This window comes from Chryseobacterium lineare (genome assembly GCF_977014045.1).
Genome location: NZ_CDRNIQ010000001.1, coordinates 1,284,998 through 1,308,024 on the forward strand (window position 1 = coordinate 1,284,998; position 23,027 = coordinate 1,308,024).

Below are 23,027 nucleotides of genomic sequence, written 5' to 3' on the forward strand. Positions count from 1 at the left end.
ACCCTTAATGACAAAAAAACTAAGCGTAGCAATGGGATTTTTCCTTCTTGTTGCTGCAACCGGGTGTTCTTCAGAAGAGAGTTCGCTTACTGAAAACAGTGAAAGTTCTAATTCTATTACCAATGGCGACATTACCCTTCGTTACGGAAGCGGCGATCTCAGCAAAAGTATTGAACTAAAGAACGCTGCTGTTAACTTTATCAAATTCGATCAGAGCGGTCAGAAACTTTCTGCATCACAGAACAAAACAACGTATACCCCTAATCTGTCCGGTGCAATAGCAGCGGTAGGCAGCAACTGGTATAACATCAACAACGGAGAGACCTATTACATCCCGGAAGGAACTACTTTTACCGGTGGATTCAACTTCAATTCAGCAGGAAAGATCATTATTCTTGGTGAGCTGGGTGGTTCAAATTGGATGAATGTTCCCAACGGTGGTAAAGTAGAAGTAGGAAACAACGGTAAAATCTCAAGTTCAGCCAATTTCCACCTGAATTCAGGAGGTAGATTAGACAACTACGGATTCGTGACGTACACTACAGGATCTGTCGACGGTATAATCAACAACTACAACAACCTAAACTTCAGCAATTCTGAAAGCCTTAACGGAAGCTCTACAGTAAATAACTACTGCAGAATGGTCTTCAATGCACAGAATAATTACCTGAACGCAAACCTGAACAACGAAGGATATCTTACGTTCGAGAAAGGATTCCATATCAATGGTTCCGGAGTACTGAACCTGAAGCCTCAGTCTTACACAGATGTTACCGGCGGAAGCGTATCGGTAGACGGTAAAGTAAGCAATACAGGAAGCGGTTTTGCTAGAATGGATTTTTCAAATATGTCTTTCGGGAATCTTAATGCATCTCCGGCCTTCACAGGACTTATTGACATGAACTTTGTTAATACTTCTTATACTGTACTTCAGAGCAATAATAAGATTAATAACCAGGTTACTTTAAATTCAAATGCATACATCCAGGCAGCAGAATGTACTCCTCAGAAAGGTATAGCGCCTTGCTCAGACGATCAGTTGCAGTTCACGCTGGTGGCAAATGTAGTAAGCCCATCTATCACCAATACTACGCTGAGCGCAACAGGTGTTACCATGAACAACGGTTTCGCTTATGTATCTTACCATACCAATGATGCTGTTGCAGGAAGTACTACAAAAGGTGCAATCAGAATCTTTAATGTAACAGATTACAGCGCTCCTTCTTTGGTGAGCGAAGCATTATTCAACAATATAGAATTCAACAATGTAGATGTTGCGAATAACAAATTATATGCAGTAGGTGGAGACAAAAACGGTTCTAAGCTCGTTACCGCTCCATTAAACAATAATGTGTTTAATACTCAGGATCTTTCTTCATTCCTAACTTATACACTACCTAGCTCTACTGCTAAAAATTCTTATTTCTACAACAATTATCTGTATGCATCCACAGGGACAACCGGCGGAGGATTCTTTAAACTTGATCCGAACAATGGATATACTGTATCTGAGCAGTTCAATTTTGCAGGAGACAGAGCAAAATATGTGGCACACAACAATACGTATCAGGTATTTTTTGCAACTCAGACCAACGGAGCATCACTGAGAGTTGCCAATAACGACGGTTCCAATCCGAAAGTGTACAATTATCCGGCTCTTACACAAACGGTTACCGACGGGAAGAATGTAATTGTTCTTGATGAGGAGTATGTGTATGTTGCTTTAAGTGACAAAGGGGTAGCTAAAATCAGATTGAACGACGGACAGCTGATGAATAATTTCGTACCTAGAAACTTCAAGGTAAACAATCAGAATGTATTCAGCCAAACCGGGCTTACCAATGCTGTTGCCGTAAACAACTGCTACCTGTATCTGGCTAACGGTACAGACGGGGTAATCGTTCTGAACAAAAACACCTTTAAAGTGGTAGGTTATTACAAACTGAGCGGTTCTGCAAACTACATTTACATCAATAGCAATCTTGCTTTTGTAGCTACAGGACAGTCCGGACTTAATATCCTTAAAATAAACTAATCGTTCTGCAGACTATTGATCGTCAGTAACGAAAAAACAATCATCCGTCCCGGTTTTGGGACGGATTTTTTATGTATAAATGAAGCTGAACTTTATTAACTATCAGAGAAAAAAATTTAACTAATATTCAATTTTTATATTAGATCTGTTTAAACTAATATAAAATTTAACCGCAAAAGGTTCAAAAGAAATTATTGAAAATAAGAAATTCAAAAGCTTATAAATGTATGATTTTTCATTCTCATTTTTCCCTATTTTGAATAGCTAAATAACCTGAGTTCGGGATAATTTTATATAAAAACGCAAAGCTAAACAAAAGTATTAATCACATGGTTTTTAAAAATTTAAGATATACAAAGGCGTGAAACTTATCAAAGTAATACAAAATTCTTGTATTACTTTAATAAACGAAGTGGCATTGTTTAACTTAAAAGTGCTTCAAAAATTAAACATTTCTTTGTTTCTCTTTGCGATAAAATAATTTTATTTTGAAAATCAATTATTTAAAATATCTCTTATCCCGAACTCAGGTTAAATAATAAGAGAAGATCTTTTGTAACTTTTGTGGTTAAATAAAAAGTTTAAGCAATAATTAAAGATTGGCTTTGTTTTTGCCCGCCAAGGGTATGAAAACAATTTTTATACTTGAAGATGAGACAGGCATCAGAGATGCATTACAATTGCTCCTGTCATTTGAAGATTATGATGTACGTTCTTTTTCCACGGTAGATTCATTCAACAAAAGAGATCTGTCTGCCAAGCCTGACATCTTTATATTGGATGTTATGATGCCCGACGGATCGGGAATCGAAGTATGCAATGAATTGAGAAATACTCCGGAAACGGCCAATATCCCGATTATGATCATGAGCGCACACGCAAAAGATACGGAAGTAACCAGCAGATGCAACGCTGATGAATTTGTAAGCAAGCCATTTGATATCGATGATGTACTTGTAAAGATCGAGAATCTGATTGGTCAGAAAGCAAGCATTTAAAAGCATTGACGATCAATCAAAAATTATATCAGCAATAAAGGAGACCGGCATGGTCTCCTTTATCATTTGCAAAAAGTGACGGCACAGCCTTTGAATGAAGGATAAAATGTTAATATATCTAATCTTTATTTAAATCATCATTCTCTTATAACAGAAAGATACACCGAGCGTACGAAATATGAAAAAAACCCTGACTGCCATTATAGCCGGAACTTCAGCGATTGTCGCAGGCATTTACCTGTCCGGATACGGATTTATCTTTAAAGCTTTTGTAATGAATGTGAAGAAAGGGCCGATCACCCCTTCAAGCGATGATGCAGAAAAATTTCCATCACGCAGCATTCCCAATCTTCATCCCGAGCCGTGGCAGAAAGATAAGGATTATAATACCTTAAATCTAAGCGAAAGCTTAGTCGATGAATTAAAAAAAACACGTGCTTCATCGCTCATTGTCATCCGCAATAACAAGCTTCTTTATGAAAACTACTGGAAAGATCACGATGCTTCCTCATTGATGAATTCCTTTTCAATGGCTAAGGGCATTCTGTCGATACTCGTAGGATGCGCCATTGATGACGGTTATCTGGAATCTGAAAATCAGCTGGTATCCTCGGTTCTTCCTCAGTATAAAAACAACCGTTACGGAAAGCACCTTACCTTCGCTCACCTGATGACCATGCAGACCGGACTGAACTGGAAGGAAGAATACCACCACCCTTTTTCGGAAAACTCTAAGCAGTATTTTGTGGAAGATCTTGCCCAACAGGCTTTCGAAGTAGAATTTAAAGAAATGCCGGGCTGCAATTATGAGTATCAAAGCGTTGCGGCGCAGCTGCTCGGTTTGGCTTTAAGGAAAGTTATCCGAAAAGACCTCACAACCTACCTCTCCGAAAAAATATGGAAACCTCTGGGAATGGAGCGCCCTGCACAATGGAGCATAGACGAGAAGGGAGTTGAAAAAGCTTTTTGCTGTATCCATGCAACCCCGCGAGACTTTGCTAAAATAGGACAGCTCATCATGCAGAACGGTAACTGGAAAGGCAGACAGCTCATCAATGAAGACTACTGCCAGAGAATGCTCACTCCTACTAAAGCCAATGATGCTTTCTGCTTTACGGTTTGGGCAGACGACGAACATCAACTCAAATACCGGTTTTTCTACGGCTTTTTGGGACAGTTTATCATCATGATCCCGGAGAAGCAAATGGTTATCGTAAAGACGGGCTTCTACAACAGGCTTGATGTGGATGAGAAAAAAAGGCCCCTTCAGGTAAAACTCTTTGCCGAAGAATTTGCTCGGATGATATGATTGAATGATTCGTTGTAAAGCTTTGATCTGTCATCTTTCAACGTAAACCCATATTTAGAAAACTCATCGTATTAAACGCAAAGTTCGATCATCATTCCGTTTATTTTTAAGGAAGTGAAGTAAGGTGACAAAGCCGCTGATTAAGCGTGCGTATCATCCGTAAGCTTTATCAGATCAGCTTGCTGGTCTTCTTTGCCTCTTCAACTATATACAGAGAAATATAAAACTTCGCGTTAAAAGAGCTGAAAAAAAGCTGAGTGATAGCTCAAATTTAGTATCAAAGTTTAATTTTAATAATAACTTATCATACCACACGCTCTACAACAGGCTGCTACTGGCATACGCTTTGAATGAGACACAACGACTGCAATACATCACAGATTCAATAGTCGTTAGCTATTGATATTCTTGTTTATACATTGTATCACTGCAAAAATAGAAATATAGATATGAAAAAAATCGACAGTATCGGAATTGTCGGGGGCGGCCCGGCAGCACTATTCGTTGTGAAGCATCTGATCTCCGAAAACGTATGCCCTCAAACGATATATATTTTCGAAAAGAGCACAAGACTTGGTGCAGGAATGCCCTACAGCCGGGAGGGTGCTGCTCACGAGCATGTGGCCAATGTTTCGGCGAATGAACTTCCCGAACTGCCGGAAAGCTTCACTTCATTCATTGAACGTAAACCACATAAGGACTACAAAGGTTTTGGCAATGACCAGGATATTAATGAATATAAAGTAATCCCCAGGCTTGTTCTTGGCGATTATCTTGAGGAGCAGTTTAAAATTCTCCTGAAAAACATCAGGAAAATGGGTGCACAGGTAAAAGTATGCACCGAAACAACCGTTACTGATATCCGCAAAAAAGAAGATTCTTTTGAAATTGTTACCGAAGACGATAATGTTTACGAATGCTCTGCGACCATCATTTGCACCGGTCATCACTGGCCCAAAATACATGAAGAAAAAGTTCCGGGATGGTATGATTCCCCTTATCCCCCATCAAAATTCTCAGAAATCACAAACCATCCCGTAGCCATACGCGGGACTTCCCTTACCGCTGTCGATGCGATAAAAACACTGGCACGTCTCAATGGTAAATTCAGTGAAGAAAAGGATGAAATTATTTATACCCTGAATGAAGGAAGCCCTGATTTTTCCCTTACGCTTTTCTCTAAAAGAGGTTATCTACCCGCATTACGCTTCCACTCGGAAGGAAGCGCATTTTCTGAAGGCTGGATTATGTCGCAGGACGAAATTTTTGAATATAAAGCCAGCCACGGCGGGTTTGTAGATCTGGATTATGTATTTGAACGGAATTTCAAGCAGCCGCTAAGAAAGAAAAATGAAAAATTCTACAACGAGATCAAAGACCTCAGTATCGAGGATTTTGTAGAGAAAATGCTCAGCATACGCGAAGAACTGGATAGTTTTGAGCTTTTTAAAGCAGAATACGATGAGGCACAGAAATCAATAGAACGACACCAGACTATTGCCTGGAAGGAAACACTGGCAGCATTCAGCTATGCCATTAATTATCCTGCCAAACATTTCGCGGCAGAAGATATGATCCGCATGAGAAAGACACTGCTTCCCCTCATTTCCGTGATCATTGCTTCATTACCCCAGTCATCGTATAAAGAAATCATCGCCCTTTACAATGCAGGACTGATCAGACTGGTAAGCGTGGACGACGAAAGCTACGTAGAACCCCACTCGGGAGAAGGTATTGTCTATCATTACACCGATCATACAGGGGATAAAAAATCTGATCATTACAAAATGTATATAGATGCTATCGGGCAGCAGCCGGTACAGTTCAATGATATTCCTTTCAGCACCTTGCGTGAAGATGGAATCATCAGTTCGGGATATCTTAAATTCAAAGATACCGATGCCGGGAAAGAGCAGTTTCAGCATAATAACGGAAATATTCTCAAAGTAGAACCCGATCATTTTTACCTGCGTGTTGACGGTCTTAATATCAACGACCATTTTCAGGCACTCGATTATTACGGAAAAGCAAGTCCTTATCTTTTCATCATGGCAGTTCCTTTTATTGCAGGACTCAATCCCGATTATTCCGGTCTTGATTTCTGTGATACCGCCGGAAAAAGAGTCGCCCGCTCTCTGAAATCAATTATCACCGCTGATCAAACAGTATTTTAACTGTATTCTTATTGGTGGTTGTTTTGTCATTCTGAACACTGCGAAGCGGAGTGAAGAATCTCTATTAGCGCAACGATTTCGCAAGGTTTTATTTTAAAGGATCGCGTATATTTCCTTTCGCAAAGGTACTTCGACAGGCTCAGCATAAACTATAACACTCAGCAAATGATAGTAGCGAAGTGATGCGCGCAGTTACTTGAACACGGAGAACACGAAGGTTTCTTTTTACGGGGACGCATAAGTTTCGCAAAGGCGTTTGACTACGTCGAATCTTCGATTTCACTTATAAAGCGCTCAGAGAATACAAAAGTCTTCAATTCCTATGGTGGCTGAGGCAACTCGAAGCCACCTTTCCCTCCAGTGTACGCGAACCTTAGGGAGCCTCAGGGTCCGCCAGCCGACTACTTTTAGTCGTTCCATAGAAAATTCCATATTCATATACTCTAAAACCCTCCGACTCTAAAACACACACCTTGTCATTCCGGTAGGAATCTCGGCATAGCTTTTAAAAGTTAGCATGGAAAGATTCGCGCTTAGATTCTTGAACCACCCCGTCAAAAATTCTTTGAATTTTCGCCACCCCTCCATGGGAGTGGAATTTAGAAGTTGTGTTTATTATCAATTGCAGCCAGCCTTTACAATAGGGGCTTTGTGTTCTCTTTTAAGTGGAACGCCTTTGTGAAACTAAATATACGTAATGCTTTCAAAAATCTTAGTGGGCTTCGTGTTCAAAAAACAATTGAGTATTGTTACAACGTCCCTGTCATTCTGAACACAGTGAAGCGGCGTGAAGAATCTCTAATAATAAGAAGCTGTAGATATTAACGCAAGGATGCAAGGATTTTCTTTTAAATTAATTGCGCACATTTTCCGTTCGCAAAGGTACTTCGACAGGCTCAGCATAAACTATAATGCTCAGCAAATCATAGCAACTCTTAATAAAGTCTCGGTGGCTGAGCGGAGCCGAAGTCACCAAGATTTCCCACTCTCAAACTCCAAAACCCTCCCACAAAAAAGACTGCCCTTCCGGACAGCCTCTCTACTAAAATATTCACGTATTGTCAACACCGCTTACATCGTACCGTCAACACACCCTTGACAGTACGGTCAACACCTCGTTGATGCTACCATCTACACCCCCTTGATCGGGCGGTCAACGAGGTGTTGACAAATATGACTGATTTTCTTCATCATACTACCGTAAGCAATTTATCGAATGTAGCGGTTCTCGGTTCCTTGAGCAGGGCACCTTGGGTAAATTGCGTCAAGATCTCTAAGCGATAGGTTCCTGCTGACAAGTTCGGAATCACCACCATAACCTCCGAAAGATTATTGGTTACCATATCACTTTCTTCTACCATCGTTCTTAGATTAGTGCTTACATTCACAAAGAATACCCCGATAAAAGGATCGTTGCCCGCTACTTTGATCTTGCTCCCTGCAATTTTAAGGTTTCTGCCCGGAGTAAGAAGATCATTGATTGAACCGCTCTTCACATCTGTTACCTGCAAGATTATTGTAGAAGCCTCCGCCACACCCAGGATTTCGACCTCAATATTAGGAATCTCTGCCCTTAGCTTTTCTCCCTGGTTGAACTGGAAAATAATGCTGTGCTTATCTTTATTAAAAGTCTCCGAAGGACTATCGAAGACCCCGCGGATGGTGGTATTGGCTGTAAAGTAACCCGTATTAATGGAATACCCATCGCACAATTGATACGTCATTTCTTTCAGGAAAAGCTCTGTGGCATGTTCCATCGCCGAAGCGGAGATATCTGCCCCGCCACGGCTCACGGCTGACTGACAGATCTGTTGTACATTGAGACTTCGTTCGCTTGTCGTTCTGGCGGTGAAATCATTGGGATTATCTTTGGTTAAAACATTATCGTAGAGATACGCTTTGATTCTGTGAAGAATTGTTGCCATTGTTGTTTATTTTAAGTATTGATATATTGAATTTTGGTTATTAAAACCTCACAGGTTTTGAAAACCTGTGAGGTTTAGTGTAAAAGGTATAAAACTAGATTTTGGACTGCTGTCGTATTCCATTCGTGACCACATCCTATCTAAAATTGACACGAACACAACAGCGGAGGAATTACGTATCGTTACTTCTGATATTCTACGTATATATATCCTAGTGCGCCAAATCCTAAACCATCTCCATCAGCAATGTGAACGTTAACCCTGTAATATGTACGATCAGTATAGGAGAAAAAAGAGAATTGAGCATGTCCGTCGTAAACACAGTTGAGCGGGTACGATGTAAGATCCGAAAAGGTTGTTGAAAGCGTGACAGGCATAACATTTACAAAACCTGATCCTGATTGATTATCTGTAAAAGCTCCATGAAAAATACCTGCATTATTTGCTCCAGAGGCAGATCTTACCTGTAGGTATCTATTACCATCGATACAGGTTCCTGTAAATCTAAACTCCAGACTTCCCATAGAAAATAATGAATTGGTAGCTACATTACTATCAATAGAGAAAGACTTAAACTTGGTTTGTACCGGGGCGGCACTTTGTACTACTACATTTCCACTGACATCTACTCCTAAAGTTGACGCATTAGTGGTAGAAGTAGAAGTACTATTTAAATTTGTAAATTTTAGCCCGGATGTATTACTTGTACCTGAGTTTACTTCTAACTTAGCAGACGGAGCGCTTGTGCCTATTCCGACTTGTCCGTTATCTTTTACTACGAAATCTGCTCCTGTGGTTCTTATTGTTGTCCCATCTGAATTTGTTCCTAACTTTACCATTGCATTAGTTGTATCATTAGTCCACGCATCGTTAGTATTGTCAACAGCAGTGGGAACCCAGGCTGTTCCGTTCCAACCTAGCACCTGCCCGCTGCTTGGGGCCGTTGCCGAAACCGCATTATTCTGGATTTTAGCAACCGTAGGTGATGTGGCGGTTCCTGCCAAGTCTCCGGCCAACTGAACAATCCCCTTAGCCGTGGTAGTAGCATCTGTTGCAGAAGTCCCTGTCATTTTCTGCCAAACACTGCCGTCAAAATAATAATATCCCGGAGCGGTAATACTGGCCGTTGCCCCTGCCGGAGCTGAATCAGCGGTGGATGCATAGACGATGAGACCCTTTTGTGCCGTTCCGTACACCGGTGTGGGTGTTGCTGTGGTGGCTATACGGATCTGATCTCCGGTTAATTGTGGGATGATCAGTCCTTCTGGTTTGGTTCCGTTGGTTTTGGAGGTAATGTCGAGAGTTGCTTTAGGAGAAGTATTGTTAATCCCCACCTGAGCGAATGCTGTCATACTGAAAAGCAGAACAGCTGGTGTAATTAAATGTTTCATTGTTTTGTATTTATGTTTGTTGTTTGTATTTTTTGATGACTTAGTAAGCGTTTATTTGAACACTAAGTGTGCTAAGATTTTTTTATATATGATGTGTTTTTAGTTTCACAAAGGCGTTTCACTTATAAGAGCTCGCAGAGTTTTTAGAGTTGGAGGGTTTTAGAGTTTGAGTGTAGGAGAGTCCTGGTGGCTGAGGTGACTCGAAGCCACTATTTCCCCTCTTAAATCCTCCCATATTCTCCAAACCTAAAACCCTCCCACTCTCAAACCCTCCGACTCAATAATAGCTTCGACAGGCTCGTCACTTCGAGTAGATTTTGAAGAAATCGTATCGAGAAGTTTGTGAGTTTGAAGATAAGTTCATTCTCGATACATTTTTTCTTCACCTTGTTACGAAAAAACACTCGAATTGACGAACACGAATGGCACTAATGGCACGAATGGTTGAACACTAATTTCACAAATGTTATGTGGAATTTTTTGTTGAGATCCCTACGGGATGACAAATAGAGTGGATAATCTCCTTTGCTAAAGCATTTGTTTTATTGGCGTTCAACAATTTGTGTCATTTGTGATAAAACATTCGTGTTATCCGTGTTTAAAATTGGGCGGAGGACGACCGAAATGATTGATGGTAATGCGTATAATTTGAAAAGGATAGAAAGTGACATAATCATGTCTTTCTTGATCCCTTCTTGCGCTTATAAATAGAAGAAAAGATGATGGTATTATTTTATGCTGAAGCTTTATCGGAGAAGGATTTACGATAATAGCTGTAAGTGAAGAATTGAAAAGGAGTCCAAGACTATGTTTGCCTGTTGGACCATTTTTATAGCAAGTATTCTCCGCTGGACTATTTATGGACTTCTTATGGGAAACTTTGGAACAAGAGGTTTTGATCAAAACCCTGGACCACTTTTTAAAAGAATCGTTTCTTAAGTTCTGACCGGAAATATATATTGGAGATTCTGCATATAAATAGGAGTCTTTGGATACAAAGACTACAGAATCGGAGGATACAAAAGTTTGAGCGCTCAACAATGATGAAACTATGACCACAAAAAAGCACAGCAACACCACGCGAAAGCGTTTGAGGGAGAGGGTTTTAGAGGGGATCATTTGTAGTTTCATTATTTTGTGTAAAAAAGTAGTCTAGGTTAGACTACTTTTTTACATAACAAACTGACCAATATAAAACGTCGTAAAAAACAGATGAAAAACGGTGCGAAATTCCGGTTGTTTTGCTCCAAAAATTTGTAATGAACAGATTTATGATACAAAAAAGCAAGAAATTAGAAAACAATATCTTAGTGTTTGGAGGTAAAAAGAATTTGTTTACATTTGTAGCTGTAAAAAGTAGTCTAACCTAGACTACTTTTTTTGTGATGTTCTACCGTCCCTCAGGAAAGCGCATCAATAAAGAGTTTAGAGAGCGTCTGTGATTTACTATTACTGAAGATTACATACAAAAGGAGCTTACCTTGCGGTAAGCCCCCATCATAAAAAATTTAGTAAAGCATTTATTTCTTGATAATACTTGGAGGAGTCAGCGCATTCTGATCCCATCCTCCACCAAGTGCTCTGTAGATTGCGACGCTGGCTTTCAGCTGGCCGACTCTCTTTTCAACAAGCTCAAACTTAGACTCCAACGCATCGCGCTGGGTAAGCAGTACCTCCATATAATCGGCTCTTGCATATTTGAAGAGGTCGTTGGAGATATCTATGGACTTCGTTAAGGCATCCACTTCTTTTGCCTTGATGTCATAACTGCTGTTCAGGTTTTTGATCTTAGACAGCTGGTTGGCCACCTCAATATAAGCACCCAGAACTGTCTGCTCGTAATGATATACTGCCTGTACCTGTTTGGCATTGGCATTGTAATAGGCTGCTTTAATGGCACTTCTGTTGATGAGCGGAGCGGTAAGTTCTCCCGCCAGCGAAAACAGGAATGACTCCGGCTTGATAAGATAAGCAGGATTAAAAGCCTGTAAGCCTACTCCTGCACCAATATCCAGCGAAGGATAAAATCTTGCCTTGGCAGATTTGATATCCAGCTTTGTGGCAGCCAGCTCATATTCTGCCTGCTTGATATCCGGACGGTTTTCCAGAAGCTCCGAAGGTATCCCGGCATAGACTGCCTGAGGAACGACCTCATCAAAATTGTCGTGGCTACGCTCAACAGGCTGGGGAAATCTTCCTACCAGGTAATTGATCCTGTTTTCAGTCTCCACGATTTTCTGCTGAATATCATACTGCATTCCCTGGGTTTTCAGTACCTGAGCCTCAAACCTTTTCACGGCCAGCTCATTGGAGCGGGCATTCTTTTTTAATTCTTTGATAATGCTTAAGGCATCGTTCTGAATTTTGATATTCTGGTTTAAGATAACCAGCTCATTATCCATCGCAAGCAGCTCATAATAAGAATCGGCAATCTCTGAGATCAGGTTGGTCATCATGAAGTTTCTTCCTTCAATACTTGCCAGGTATCTCTGTACCTGAGCTCTCGTGGCATTGTGAAGTTTTCCCCAGATATCGGTTTCCCATTTGGCCTGCACGCCTACGCCAAAATCAAACAGCGGATCCGGCATTTCCCTTCCCGGTTCGATCTCGGTATTGGCTTCCATCGCTCCGATATTGGTGTAACGGCTTACCTTATCTACACCCGCACCGGCTTTAAGGCCTACGGAAGGAAGGTACTCCCCTTTTTTTGCTCTGATTTCGTTCTTTGAAATTTCAATCTCCTGAAACATGATATTCAGCTCCTGATTGTTTTTCAATGCTTCATTAATGAGTGCCTGAAGGTTGGGATCGCTGAAGTATTCATTCCATTTCAGCTTTCCCGAGTTTTCGGTGTCGTTATTTTCAGCGGTATATTTTTCAGGTACGGATCTGTTTTCCGCACGCTGCTGTATTTCTATGGGTTTGCAGGCTGCAAGGCTTAATAACAGCAAAGACAATCCTGCATATTGATAAAGTTTATTTCTGTTCTTATTCATAATGGATCATGTCTTCGCTTAGTGGTGATTCGTCTTCGTCTTTAATCATCTTTCTGCCGTCTGATAATTTGGCAAAAATGTAATAGAGTCCCGGGATGACAATCACCCCGAACAGGGTTCCGATCAGCATTCCTCCCAATGCCGAAGCACCGATGGTATGGTTCCCTATTGCTCCTGCCCCGCTGGCAAAAACCAGAGGGATAAGCCCTGCAATAAAGGCAAATGAAGTCATCAGGATCGGTCTGAAACGTGCTTTTGAACCTTCAATGGCCGCATCGAGGATAGAATCTCCGGCTTGCCGCTTTTTAACCGCAAATTCTACGATAAGCACAGCATTCTTACCTAATAATCCGATAATCATGATGAGTCCTACCTGTGCATAGATATCATTTTCCAGTCCCATTGCTTTCAATAACAGGAAAGACCCGAATACTCCTACAGGAAGGGAAAGCAGCACGGCAAAAGGAATGATAAAGCTTTCATACTGAGCCGCCAGCACCAGATACACAAATATCAGTACCACAAGGAATACATAGATGGCTTCATTACCACGCTGTGCTTCATCATAGGATAATCCTTCCCAGGCCACTTTATAACCGTGAGGAAGACTCTTCGCAGCGGTTTCATTAATCGCCTGAATAGCATCGGCGGTTGTATATCCTTCGGCCGGAAGCCCACGAATCGCCGCTGAATTGTACATGTTGTACCGCGTAATCTCGTTTGGCCCCTGTGTTTTTTTTAAGGTCATAAATGCGGAATACGGAACCATTTCACCATGATCGTTCTTCACATACAGATTCATAATATCCGAAGGAAGCCTTCTGAATTCCGGAGAGGACTGAACATAAACCTTAAAGAACTGTCCGAAGCGGATGAATCCCTGTTCGTAGGTACTTCCGATCAATATGTTGAGATTATCCATGGCTTTACCGATGGAAACGCCTTTCTGCATGGCGGCATTGTTATCAAAAACCAATTCATACTGAGGATAATTGGCGGCGAAGAAAGTGAAAACTCCCGTCAGCTCCTTGCGTTTTTTGAGCTGCGCGATAAAGGCTTTATTTACTTTATCGAAATCCTGGTAATTGGTGGTTCTGTTCAGATCGAGCAATCGTACGGAGAATCCACCTGAAGATCCGAATCCCGGAACAGCAGGCGGTTCAAAAAACTCGATGGTTGCCCCAAGGTTTTTAGATTTCTCTTCCAGCTCTTCCATGATTTCTTTTACATTATGCTCACGGTCGCCCCAGCTTTTCAGGTTGATGAGACAGGTTCCGGCATTGGAACCACGTCCTTCAGTCATGATTTCATACCCCGCCAGTGAAGAAACAGATTCAACACCGTCTACCCCCTGACAGATTTTCTGCAATGCTCTTGAAACTTTATTAGTTTGTTCCAGCGTAGATCCCGGAGGGGTCTGGACAATGGCATAAATGGTTCCCTGATCTTCATTAGGAATAAAACCTCCCGGAAGTGTTTTATTAATGACAAAAATCCCTGCACAGAAAGCGATAAGAATTCCCCAAGTCACTACTTTACGGCTTACGATCTTTCTTAAGAATGAAGCATACTTTCCTGTGATCTTATCAAAACCTTTGTTGAAGGAATCCAGAGACTTGGTAAACAGGTTTGATTTTTTCGGCTTTCCATGATTGTTTTTTAATAACATTGCTGCCAATACCGGTGTAAGCGTAAGTGCCACTACCGCAGAGATCACGATGGAGCTTGCCATGGTGATGGAGAATTGACGATAGAATGTTCCGACAGGTCCTGTCATAAACGATATAGGAATGAATACGGCTACCATTACCGCTGTAATGGCAATAATAGCCCCGGCAATTTCGCCCATTACTTCTTTTACGGCTTTGTATGGTGAAATATCGCTTTCTTCCATCTTTGCGTGCACTGCTTCGATGACCACAATCGCATTATCTACCACAATACCGATCGCCAGTACCAATGCAAAAAGTGTTACCAGGTTGATCGACAATCCGAACAGCTGGATCACAAAGAAAGTTCCGATCAGGGATACCGGTACGGCAATAATCGGAATTAATGTCGAGCGCCAGTCTCCCAGGAAAATAAATACTACAATCGCTACAAGAATGAAGGCGTCCCGCAGGGTATGCATCACCTGCTCTACCGAGGCATCCAGGAACTGAGAAACGTCATAACTGATCTTATAATCTACTCCCGGAGGGAAGTTGGTTTTCATTTCTTCCAGCTTTGCCTTTACATCTTTAATCACGTCATTGGCGTTACTTCCATAATTCTGTTTTAAAACGATGGAAGCAGACGGATGCCCGTCCAAGTTGGAATAAATATCAAAGAATTCACTTCCCAGCTCCACTTTCGCAACATCTTTCAGCTTAATATTTTCTCCTTCGGAATTGGACCGGACGATGATGTTTTCATATTCCTCGGGGGTATTGTACTGGCCTTTGTATGTCAACACATATTCCAGCGACTGTGCGGCAATCCCGGAACTCTGCCCGATCCTTCCGGGACGCCCGATGATACTCTGTTCACCGATGGCTTTCATTACCTCATCTACGGAAAGATCGTAGGCACGCATCCTGTCAGGATTCAGCCATATCCTCATGGCATATCTTCTGCTTCCCAGAATCTGGGATTTGGCAATCCCGTGAATACGGTTGATTTCCGGGATGATATTGACGGTGGCATAGTTATACAGGAATTTTTCATCCATGTCTTTACTGGTACTGTACAGGTTCACGTACATCAGCATACTGGGCTGAATAGGATTTACCACTACCCCTTCTTTCTGCACGAGCTCCGGAAGAAGCGGCATTACCTGATCGACCCTGGTTTTTACCAATACTACTGCGGCATTGGGATCTGTTCCGGGATCAAAAACCACATTGACGGTTGCTTCCCCGGCACTGGTAGCATCGGTTGTGATATATCGCATACCCTGAACACCATTGATGGCATTTTCGATGGTAATTAATGAAGATTTCACCAATACATCCGCACTGGCTCCCGGATAAGCGATGGAAACAGCGACTGTGGTCGGGGCAATTTTGGGGAATTGTTCTGTAGGCAGCTGCTTAATCGCCAGCCCGCCGATAAATAAGATCACCACCGATATGACAATGGCAAAAACCGGTCTGTGTATTACTTTCTTAAACATAATTCAGCTTTTGGGTTATTCTGCATACAGATCCAGGTTCGACATTACTTTTTCAGGTTTCTGGTATTTTGAGGTGATCTTCTGGTTTTCCTGTACCAGTCTGAGACCGTCCAGAAGGATTCTTTCATTTTTTCCGAGTCCTGAAGCTACAACATAGACGTGCGGTAATTCGGCAGCGATTTTAATTTCCCTTGCTTTTACCTTATTATCTTTGGTAATCACATACACGTATTTTTTCTCCAGCTCTTCAAAGGTGGCTTTCTGAGGAATCATAACAGCATTTGGATATGGTGAAGTGATGAGGATATTTCCGGTTTCACCGTACCGTAAGAGTCCCTGAGGATTCGGGAAAGTAGCTCTGTAAGCGATATTTCCGGTTTCATTGTCAAAATCAGATTCTATAGTTTCTACAATTCCGTCCTGACTAAATTCTTTACCATTCGCCATTTTTAAGCGGACGTGAAGCGGCTCATTTTTATGATCGGCCATCTGATTGAGATATTCTGCTTCAGGAACATTGAAATAAACCCACATTTTGCTGTTGTCGGAAAGTTCCGTGATTAATTCTCCGTCGTCTACCAGGCTCCCTTTACGTACATGCAGCTTCCCGACAATCCCTGAAAAAGGAGCGCGGATTTCGGTAAACTGAAGATGAGTGTTGGTAGAAGACAGTTCGGCTTTCGCTTTTTCATATCTTGCTTTAGCCATTGCCATTTCCTGTGGAGCTACAATATCTTTGTCGGAAAGGTTTTTCGTGTTCTGGTATTCGATTTCGGCATATTTGGCTTCTGCCTTGGCACGGTTTACATCAGATTCATAAAGGTTAGGCATGATTTTAAATAACAGCTGACCTTTGTGTACAAATTGCCCCTCATCTACATAGATCGACTGGATATAGCCTTTCTCCTGCGCCCGGAGTTCTATATGATTGATGGAACGGATCTGCGCAACATATTCTTTGTCGATCAACGTGTCTTTTACAAGGGGACTTGTAATGTTAAATGTTGCCGCCTCGGTTTTTTCTTTCTTTTCAGACTGACAGCTTACGCACCAAAGAATAAGGCACAGGTTTACATACATGAGACTTTTCTTGACCATGATAATAGTATTTATAATAATTTAAATTTGAAAAATAGAGGTTCGGGCCTTCGTTGGGAAAGCCACAGTTTTACGTAAAAAGTATCATAAAAATCACAGTCTGATGACCCTGTACTGGATGTACAGATCATCATGCAGAGTTTTTAGAAGCCCGGAATGAGCAAGAGTGACGGCAATTTTCCTGTCGTGGAATGTAGTGACAAAACCTGAGATCAGATCCCAGAATCCACCTCTCAAAATGCTGAGCATTTCCGAGGATTCTGATGAATCTATATTGTCATCATTCTCATTGTCGTTTTCAGAAAGATTTGCCTTTAATTTACTGTAATGGGGATGGCTGATACCGTAATGATCAGCTGTATTGTGATTTTCTGTCAATAGAAAGGAAGAATCCGATTTTTTATTTTGCGAAAGACCCGTATCGGAAACGAATACAATGCCGGAATTTTCATCTCCTGACATATATTGCTGAACCTGCCCGTAATACCAACCCAGAACAGTCAGCAGGGCAAACAGCAAGCTATATACATATTGATAAAACCTTCCTTTCATTGCAGGTACAAATCTAAGCAAACTTCAATTTGGCCACAAGAGACAAGAGATTAAAAAAACGTTAAAAATACATATGACATGAGCTTTTAAAGGCTTATTTAATTGTATAATACATTTATTTATGATGACGAAGTACAATATATTGCATATTATTCTTTGAAGGCATATTATAAAGTTCACTCTTACGTTTAACACTATCTAAATCTATTCTCATTTCATCAATAGTTTTGTTACTGAGCATTCTGCTTAATGTATATTCACCGATTGGCTGTAATGTCAGAATTCTGTCGCTCTGATTAGTATTTAACAGATCAACACTTTTATAAAGCTGTTTAACCGCCATAAGCTGATGTCCCGTAAACGGATTTTTACTCATCACCGTCAAAGTATTAAGAATAGATGCCGCACTATAATTAACCGCTGACTCATTGTCTATAGTTCCATTCAGAATATTTATGATTGTAAATTTCACCTTGTAAGAAGGGTTTTTCTCCAGATATTTTTTGAGTGCAATATATACCTCCATCGTTGTAGAGGTTCCGGAATTCTCAAAAACTCCCCCGTCGGCAAGACGTCCTACCCCATGAAGAAAGCTGTAGGCATTAATTATAGGGAATGCCTGACTGGCATTTACGCAGGCTGACATGGGTAATTCTTTATTAAGAGACCATTCACAATGACGGAATATTCCATAAGCATCTTCGTAAAAAGTAAATAATGCATGATCTTTATGTGCTGATTTACCGATTGTATGGCAAATAGGCGTATTCAGCTCAACAGGACTGAATACAGCTTTCTTTCCGTTTTCTATAATGGCAGTATTCAGAAAAAACAATGGCGTTTTATACTTACCGCTATCCATCTTTTTAGTATAATGATACATGAAATCTCTGGTGAAAAATTTATCTGAAGATTCTTTCCCTATTTTTATTCCATCTTCTTCCTGATGTGCTTCAGCAAAAGCACGTTCCTCCTCCTTTTGAAAATAATAATTCCGGTCTCTTTCAACGCCTTCAAAAATACCTTCCATTGAATCTATAAAGTCACCGATAAGAAGCCCATAGAGCGCGCTGCTTAAATAATTTCTTGAATAAATATTTTTCGCTACATCTTTAGCTTTACCAAGAGAAGGCAACTTATAATATTTCTTAGATGCCAAAAACATCTGCGCCCCCGAACTCGATCCGGAAACAGTTGAGATTGAATATAAATTGTCATAAAAATTTTTATATGTGTTGTCCAGTTCATACATATTTGATAAAAACCAGTATCCGGCCCTTGATCCGCCGCCTTGTCCGGAAACTAAATATACTTCCAAAGAATCACCATTTTTTGGAGCGCGCCGCTGATACCAATTTTCAAAATGATCTTCAATAGTTTGTCGTTGATAATATTCTTTATCATTAATAACCTGTGTTTTGTTAATTGCATGTGTATTGGTACTTTTAAACAACAGAAGAACCCATCCGGCAGCAAATACTACAATAATGACTTTGTACAATCTGAAACGAAAACTTTTAGTATCAAATCCTTTGAGCATAATGTTCGCAAGAAGTAGTTGTGAGGTAAAAAAAAGTTCTATGATAAGAATATAAAAACTCATTACCATTGTACCGATTGTTATGGGCGAGATATGATTGATCGTTCCGTTGACCTGCTTGATATAATAAATTATCATTGTTCCTGCTGCAATAATCAGCAAAAAGATATGCGTATAGAAGGTTTTCCTGTGAATCATTTTCATTTTACGGCGGTCTCCGTCCGGATAGTCTTCCGAATTTTCTTTCACCAGAAAAAATAAGTATGATAAAATAACTCCCAGAATATTGGCAAAAGTAAATACATAAGTGAACTGCTCACCTTTGCCAAACTGCAAAATGATATGTTCAACCAATAACACTGCGGCTAGTACAAGTATTTCCCAATATTTTTTAAACTGTAAAAATGTTGTATCAAGAGTTGTGGTAAGAAGAGAAGAATAAGAATCAAGCACTTTAATGATAATAAATATAACAATACCTGTAATAATCATGATTCCTTTTCCGAAATACACATTCGTTAAAGAAAAAACAAATATAATCCAGGGTATAATGGCCAGATATCTTACCGGAATTTGCAAAATCTTCCTTGCATTATTAGCCTTCGGTTTGGCATTGTAAAGATCCAGCAGTTTATCCAATATTGCTTCTACTTTTTCAGAGGGTACTTTGGTGAAAAACTTAAAAATATAAATAGAAATCGTAGGAATACACCAAATACTGAGACCAAGAAAAAGAAAAGATGCTACGGCAAAAAAAACTTTATTTCTGTCATCCTGCTGATATGCCAGGTCTAAGACTATTTCCTGTCCGGCTCCAACTTTATAAAGCAACACCGGAAACAAGACCGCAAGAAAGATAAAAAGTCCATTATCTTTTATTGTATCAAAGATACTTTCCACAAGATTGAGTAATTTTTCCATGATATTAATTTTTTTGCCAACACTATTACACATTATATTGGTCTGGTTATTTTTTTATAAAATTAATACCATTCCGAAGGCCAGGAAATACTACAAAAGGGTTATTTTTAAAGAATACTCATTCGAAGTGTTTGTGATTTACCTAATGTAATGTGGACTTTTTGTAACTTTATGATCGTCATTTTTTATTCAGGACATTGAAGGCAATGCTCTGAATTATAATTGGCATTAAATCAATTACCATGATAAAACTGATAACAGACCATATTAAACAGATAGAACATGGCTTTAAGCATATTATAGAAGCCGGTGACCAGATTTTAGGAGATAAAAATGAAAATCATTTTGAACTGGCCCTTAAATTTTTGGACGACAGTACTTATCAGGTAAGAATGCTCGGCACTTATATACTGGGACAGCTTTCAGCCGTTCGCCCAGACTCATTAGAAATTCTGGAAACGAAAGTAGCACATGACCCGAACTGGCGTGTGCAGGAGATGCTCGCCAAAGCTTTTGATAATTATTGCAAATGCATTGGGTATGAACAAAGTCTGCCCAAGATAGAAAAATGGCTCTCAGATCCTAATCCCAATGTAAAGCGAGCCGTGATCGAAGGTCTGCGCATCTGGACGGGCAGACCTTATTTCAAAGATCATCAGAAAGTTGCCATAGAATGTATCAGCAGATACAGATCAGAAGACAGTGAATATCTGAGAAAATCGGTTGGAAATGCGCTTCGCGATATTTCTAAAAAATATCCGAATGAAATTGCAGAAGAGCTATCAACCTGGAATCTTCAGGACAAAAAAACATTGTTCACCTATAAGCTGGCAAAAGGGAAACAAAAATGAATATCTTTTGAAATGTAAGCAAGTTTAAAAAATTATCATACCCTCAATAGGGCTTCACATAGTCTCGATTTGACTACATATTCTAGCACTTTAAGCACCATCTTTGCTTTATCAATATAAATCAATACATATTATGCAGACCAATGAAAATAAAGTAGCCCTGATATCAGGTGCCAATACAGGTGTGGGATTTCAGATCGCTAAAGCCCTTGTGGAGAACGGACATACCGTGTATGTGGGGTCCCGTGACTTTCAAAAAGGTAAAGCAGCGGTAGAATTGCTAGGCGGATCAGCTAAAGCTATTCAATTGAATATTACAGATTCTGATTCCATTGATGCAGCAGTAAAAACTATTGAAAATGAATCCGGATATCTGACATTATTAGTCAACAATGCTGCGATCTCTCATGCAGGCGCATCAGGGCGCACAATGGAAGAAGTGCTGGGTTCGCAGCGTGCCTCAATCGTACCCATTAGTGAGCTAAAAAAAGTGTGGGAGACAAATGTGTTCGGGACACTTGCTGTAACACAAGCCTTCTTGCCTTTATTGCATAAAGCGCCCAGTGCAAGGATTGTGACCGTTTCCAGTGCCTTGGGATCTCTTACCATCAATGCCAATCCGGAAAATCCTTACCGATCTAATTTTGATGCGGCGTATGGCGCTTCAAAAACTGCACTCAACGGGATCTTTTTATCCCTTGCTATTGATCTGGAGAATACCGGCATTAAGGTTCATATGGTTAGTCCCGGATTTACGGCTACAGCGCTTAATAACTTTCAGGGAACAGATTCCGTGGAAGAGGGTTCAAAAGAACCGATTCGTGTTGCTTTGGCAGAGGATCTTCCTACCGGAAGCTTTACCGGTCCTGCCAATTTCAGTGGTAAAGACAATATTCTTCCCTGGTAGATTTTTAATACAAAACCTATGATTGCTGGTCATAGGTTTTTTATACATTTATAGTATGAAAGCTAAAGAAGATAAACTGATACGCTTTATATCAATATCGGAAAGCCATCAGGCCTTCGGGTTGCCGGCGCCGCAGCATCCGCTGATCAGTCTTGTACATTTCAACAAGGAAAATCCTTTTAATACGGCAATGGCGCCAATCTATGATGTTCTGAGTTTCTATAAGATCACCTTCATCACAAGAAATAGAGGCAGGCTGAAGTATGGCCGGAATTATTATGATTACGATGAAGGCAGTATGCTTTTTCTGGCACCTAATCAGTTGGTGGGAAGTACTGATTATAACAGCGAAACCTATTGTTATATTTTGCTGATCCATCCCGACTTCCTGTTGGGTCATCCTTTAGCCCGGAAAATAAAACAGTACGGTTATTTTTCATACGCTTCCAATGAGGCGCTGCATCTGTCAGATGCTGAAAGGGAGATTATTCTTTCCGTCTATAGAATTATGCAACAGGAACTTAACAGCCGCGTGGATGAGTTCAGCCAGGAAGTCGTGATTGCCCAGCTTGAGTTGCTGCTGAGCTATGTCAACAGGTTTTACAAGCGTCAGTTCATTACCCGGAAAGTGGTTAACAATGATATTCTCCAGAAAACCGAAAGCATCCTGGATGACTATCTCAACAATCAGGTATCACTGCATCAGGGCCTTCCAACAGTACATTATCTCTCGGAACAGCTGAATATATCCCCCGGTTATCTGAGTGATATGTTGCGCTCACATATTGGACAGAACGCCCAGCAGTATATTCGTGAAAAGCTTATCGAAAAGGCGAAGGAAAGACTGACCGGCACGGACCTTACAGTGGCTGAAATAGCCTATGAATTGGGATTTGAACATCCACAGTCTTTCAGCAAAATGTTCAGGATACGGATGGGGCTTTCCCCATTGGAATTCCGAAAATCCCATGATTGATATGGTTTTTATCCGTTTCTTTTCAATAAGGAATTATTTGCTTGCTTTACTGTGCATCCGACATAATAAAAAGGAATTTTGCCGTAACCATAGTATTTCCCAATAATATGATCAACAATGAACGTTCGCGTTATGAGATTGAATATCATGAAGACGGAATGCTGAAATCTTTGAACAGAGATAAATAGTCATATTTATTA

At 40.5% G+C, this 23,027-nt stretch carries 14 protein-coding genes; 7 read left to right on the forward strand and 7 right to left on the reverse strand.

What is annotated here, in order from left to right; genetic code table 11:
• Positions 1-7: 7 nt before the first annotated feature.
• From ACWNCI_RS05755 to ACWNCI_RS05770, 4 genes are all read left to right on the forward strand, one after another.
• Positions 8-2,035 (forward strand): hypothetical protein, encoded by a 2,028-nt coding sequence (locus tag ACWNCI_RS05755; RefSeq protein WP_449387528.1) that lies wholly within the window; start codon positions 8-10, stop codon positions 2,033-2,035.
• A 626-nt stretch (positions 2,036-2,661) separates the two neighbouring features.
• Positions 2,662-3,033 carry a response regulator transcription factor gene (locus ACWNCI_RS05760; RefSeq protein WP_346985194.1) on the forward strand — a complete coding sequence of 124 codons (372 nt, stop codon included), beginning with the start codon at positions 2,662-2,664 and terminating at the stop codon, positions 3,031-3,033.
• Between the two features lie 178 nt (positions 3,034-3,211).
• On the forward strand, positions 3,212-4,342 hold the full coding sequence (locus tag ACWNCI_RS05765; RefSeq protein WP_449387529.1) for a serine hydrolase domain-containing protein: 1,131 nt from the start codon (positions 3,212-3,214) through the stop codon (positions 4,340-4,342).
• A 449-nt stretch (positions 4,343-4,791) separates the two neighbouring features.
• Positions 4,792-6,516, forward strand: a complete 1,725-nt coding sequence (locus tag ACWNCI_RS05770) for an FAD/NAD(P)-binding protein (RefSeq protein WP_449387530.1) — start codon at positions 4,792-4,794, stop codon at positions 6,514-6,516.
• A gap of 1,190 nt (positions 6,517-7,706) precedes the next feature.
• Here ACWNCI_RS05770 and ACWNCI_RS05775 read toward each other — a convergent pair.
• The 7 genes from ACWNCI_RS05775 to ACWNCI_RS05805 all read right to left on the reverse strand — a co-directional run bounded on the left by ACWNCI_RS05775 (position 7,707) and on the right by ACWNCI_RS05805 (position 20,093).
• On the reverse strand, positions 7,707-8,441 hold the full coding sequence (locus ACWNCI_RS05775; protein WP_449387531.1) for a DNA-binding domain-containing protein: 735 nt from the start codon (positions 8,439-8,441) through the stop codon (positions 7,707-7,709).
• Positions 8,442-8,623: 182 nt separating this feature from the next.
• The gene (locus ACWNCI_RS05780) at positions 8,624-9,832 is read right to left on the reverse strand and encodes a hypothetical protein (protein WP_449387532.1); all 1,209 of its coding nucleotides are present in this window, start codon (positions 9,830-9,832) and stop codon (positions 8,624-8,626) included.
• A gap of 1,520 nt (positions 9,833-11,352) precedes the next feature.
• Complete coding sequence (locus ACWNCI_RS05785) at positions 11,353-12,828, reverse strand: TolC family protein (RefSeq protein ID WP_449387533.1); 1,476 nt, start codon at positions 12,826-12,828, stop codon at positions 11,353-11,355.
• Positions 12,821-15,982 carry an efflux RND transporter permease subunit gene (locus ACWNCI_RS05790; RefSeq protein WP_449387534.1) on the reverse strand — a complete coding sequence of 1,054 codons (3,162 nt, stop codon included), beginning with the start codon at positions 15,980-15,982 and terminating at the stop codon, positions 12,821-12,823. Before ACWNCI_RS05790 ends, ACWNCI_RS05785 begins: the two co-directional genes overlap by 8 nt.
• A 15-nt stretch (positions 15,983-15,997) precedes the next feature.
• Positions 15,998-17,080 carry an efflux RND transporter periplasmic adaptor subunit gene (locus ACWNCI_RS05795; protein ID WP_449387535.1) on the reverse strand — a complete coding sequence of 361 codons (1,083 nt, stop codon included), beginning with the start codon at positions 17,078-17,080 and terminating at the stop codon, positions 15,998-16,000.
• 93 nt (positions 17,081-17,173) lie between these two features.
• Positions 17,174-17,632: a hypothetical protein gene (locus ACWNCI_RS05800; RefSeq protein ID WP_449387536.1), complete on the reverse strand. Its 459-nt coding sequence runs from the start codon at positions 17,630-17,632 to the stop codon at positions 17,174-17,176.
• A 115-nt stretch (positions 17,633-17,747) separates the two neighbouring features.
• Complete coding sequence (locus ACWNCI_RS05805; RefSeq protein WP_449387537.1) at positions 17,748-20,093, reverse strand: hypothetical protein; 2,346 nt, start codon at positions 20,091-20,093, stop codon at positions 17,748-17,750.
• Between the two features lie 242 nt (positions 20,094-20,335).
• Here ACWNCI_RS05805 and ACWNCI_RS05810 point away from each other — a divergent pair, with 242 nt between their 5' ends.
• The 3 genes from ACWNCI_RS05810 (at position 20,336) to ACWNCI_RS05820 (ending at position 22,827) form a co-directional block, all read left to right on the forward strand.
• The gene (locus ACWNCI_RS05810) at positions 20,336-20,944 is read left to right on the forward strand and encodes a DNA alkylation repair protein (RefSeq protein WP_449387538.1); all 609 of its coding nucleotides are present in this window, start codon (positions 20,336-20,338) and stop codon (positions 20,942-20,944) included.
• Between the two features lie 133 nt (positions 20,945-21,077).
• Complete coding sequence (locus tag ACWNCI_RS05815) at positions 21,078-21,851, forward strand: SDR family NAD(P)-dependent oxidoreductase (protein ID WP_449387539.1); 774 nt, start codon at positions 21,078-21,080, stop codon at positions 21,849-21,851.
• Positions 21,852-21,906: 55 nt separating this feature from the next.
• Entirely contained in the window at positions 21,907-22,827 is a 921-nt protein-coding gene (locus ACWNCI_RS05820) for a helix-turn-helix domain-containing protein (protein WP_449387540.1), read from the forward strand.
• The last annotated feature ends 200 nt before the right edge of the window (positions 22,828-23,027 follow it).

What these genes read in the sequence shown, in the direction of transcription:
- ACWNCI_RS05755 (WP_449387528.1), top strand. Translation starts at nt 8, where the DNA reads ATGACAAAAAAACTAAGCGTAGCAATGGGATTTTTCCTTCTTGTTGCT.
- ACWNCI_RS05760 (WP_346985194.1), top strand. Translation starts at nt 2,662, where the DNA reads ATGAAAACAATTTTTATACTTGAAGATGAGACAGGCATCAGAGATGCA.
- ACWNCI_RS05765 (WP_449387529.1), top strand. Translation starts at nt 3,212, where the DNA reads ATGAAAAAAACCCTGACTGCCATTATAGCCGGAACTTCAGCGATTGTC.
- ACWNCI_RS05770 (WP_449387530.1), top strand. Translation starts at nt 4,792, where the DNA reads ATGAAAAAAATCGACAGTATCGGAATTGTCGGGGGCGGCCCGGCAGCA.
- ACWNCI_RS05775 (WP_449387531.1), bottom strand. Translation starts at nt 8,441, where the DNA reads ATGGCAACAATTCTTCACAGAATCAAAGCGTATCTCTACGATAATGTT.
- ACWNCI_RS05780 (WP_449387532.1), bottom strand. Translation starts at nt 9,832, where the DNA reads ATGAAACATTTAATTACACCAGCTGTTCTGCTTTTCAGTATGACAGCA.
- ACWNCI_RS05785 (WP_449387533.1), bottom strand. Translation starts at nt 12,828, where the DNA reads ATGAATAAGAACAGAAATAAACTTTATCAATATGCAGGATTGTCTTTG.
- ACWNCI_RS05790 (WP_449387534.1), bottom strand. Translation starts at nt 15,982, where the DNA reads ATGTTTAAGAAAGTAATACACAGACCGGTTTTTGCCATTGTCATATCG.
- ACWNCI_RS05795 (WP_449387535.1), bottom strand. Translation starts at nt 17,080, where the DNA reads ATGGTCAAGAAAAGTCTCATGTATGTAAACCTGTGCCTTATTCTTTGG.
- ACWNCI_RS05800 (WP_449387536.1), bottom strand. Translation starts at nt 17,632, where the DNA reads ATGAAAGGAAGGTTTTATCAATATGTATATAGCTTGCTGTTTGCCCTG.
- ACWNCI_RS05805 (WP_449387537.1), bottom strand. Translation starts at nt 20,093, where the DNA reads ATGGAAAAATTACTCAATCTTGTGGAAAGTATCTTTGATACAATAAAA.
- ACWNCI_RS05810 (WP_449387538.1), top strand. Translation starts at nt 20,336, where the DNA reads ATGATAAAACTGATAACAGACCATATTAAACAGATAGAACATGGCTTT.
- ACWNCI_RS05815 (WP_449387539.1), top strand. Translation starts at nt 21,078, where the DNA reads ATGCAGACCAATGAAAATAAAGTAGCCCTGATATCAGGTGCCAATACA.
- ACWNCI_RS05820 (WP_449387540.1), top strand. Translation starts at nt 21,907, where the DNA reads ATGAAAGCTAAAGAAGATAAACTGATACGCTTTATATCAATATCGGAA.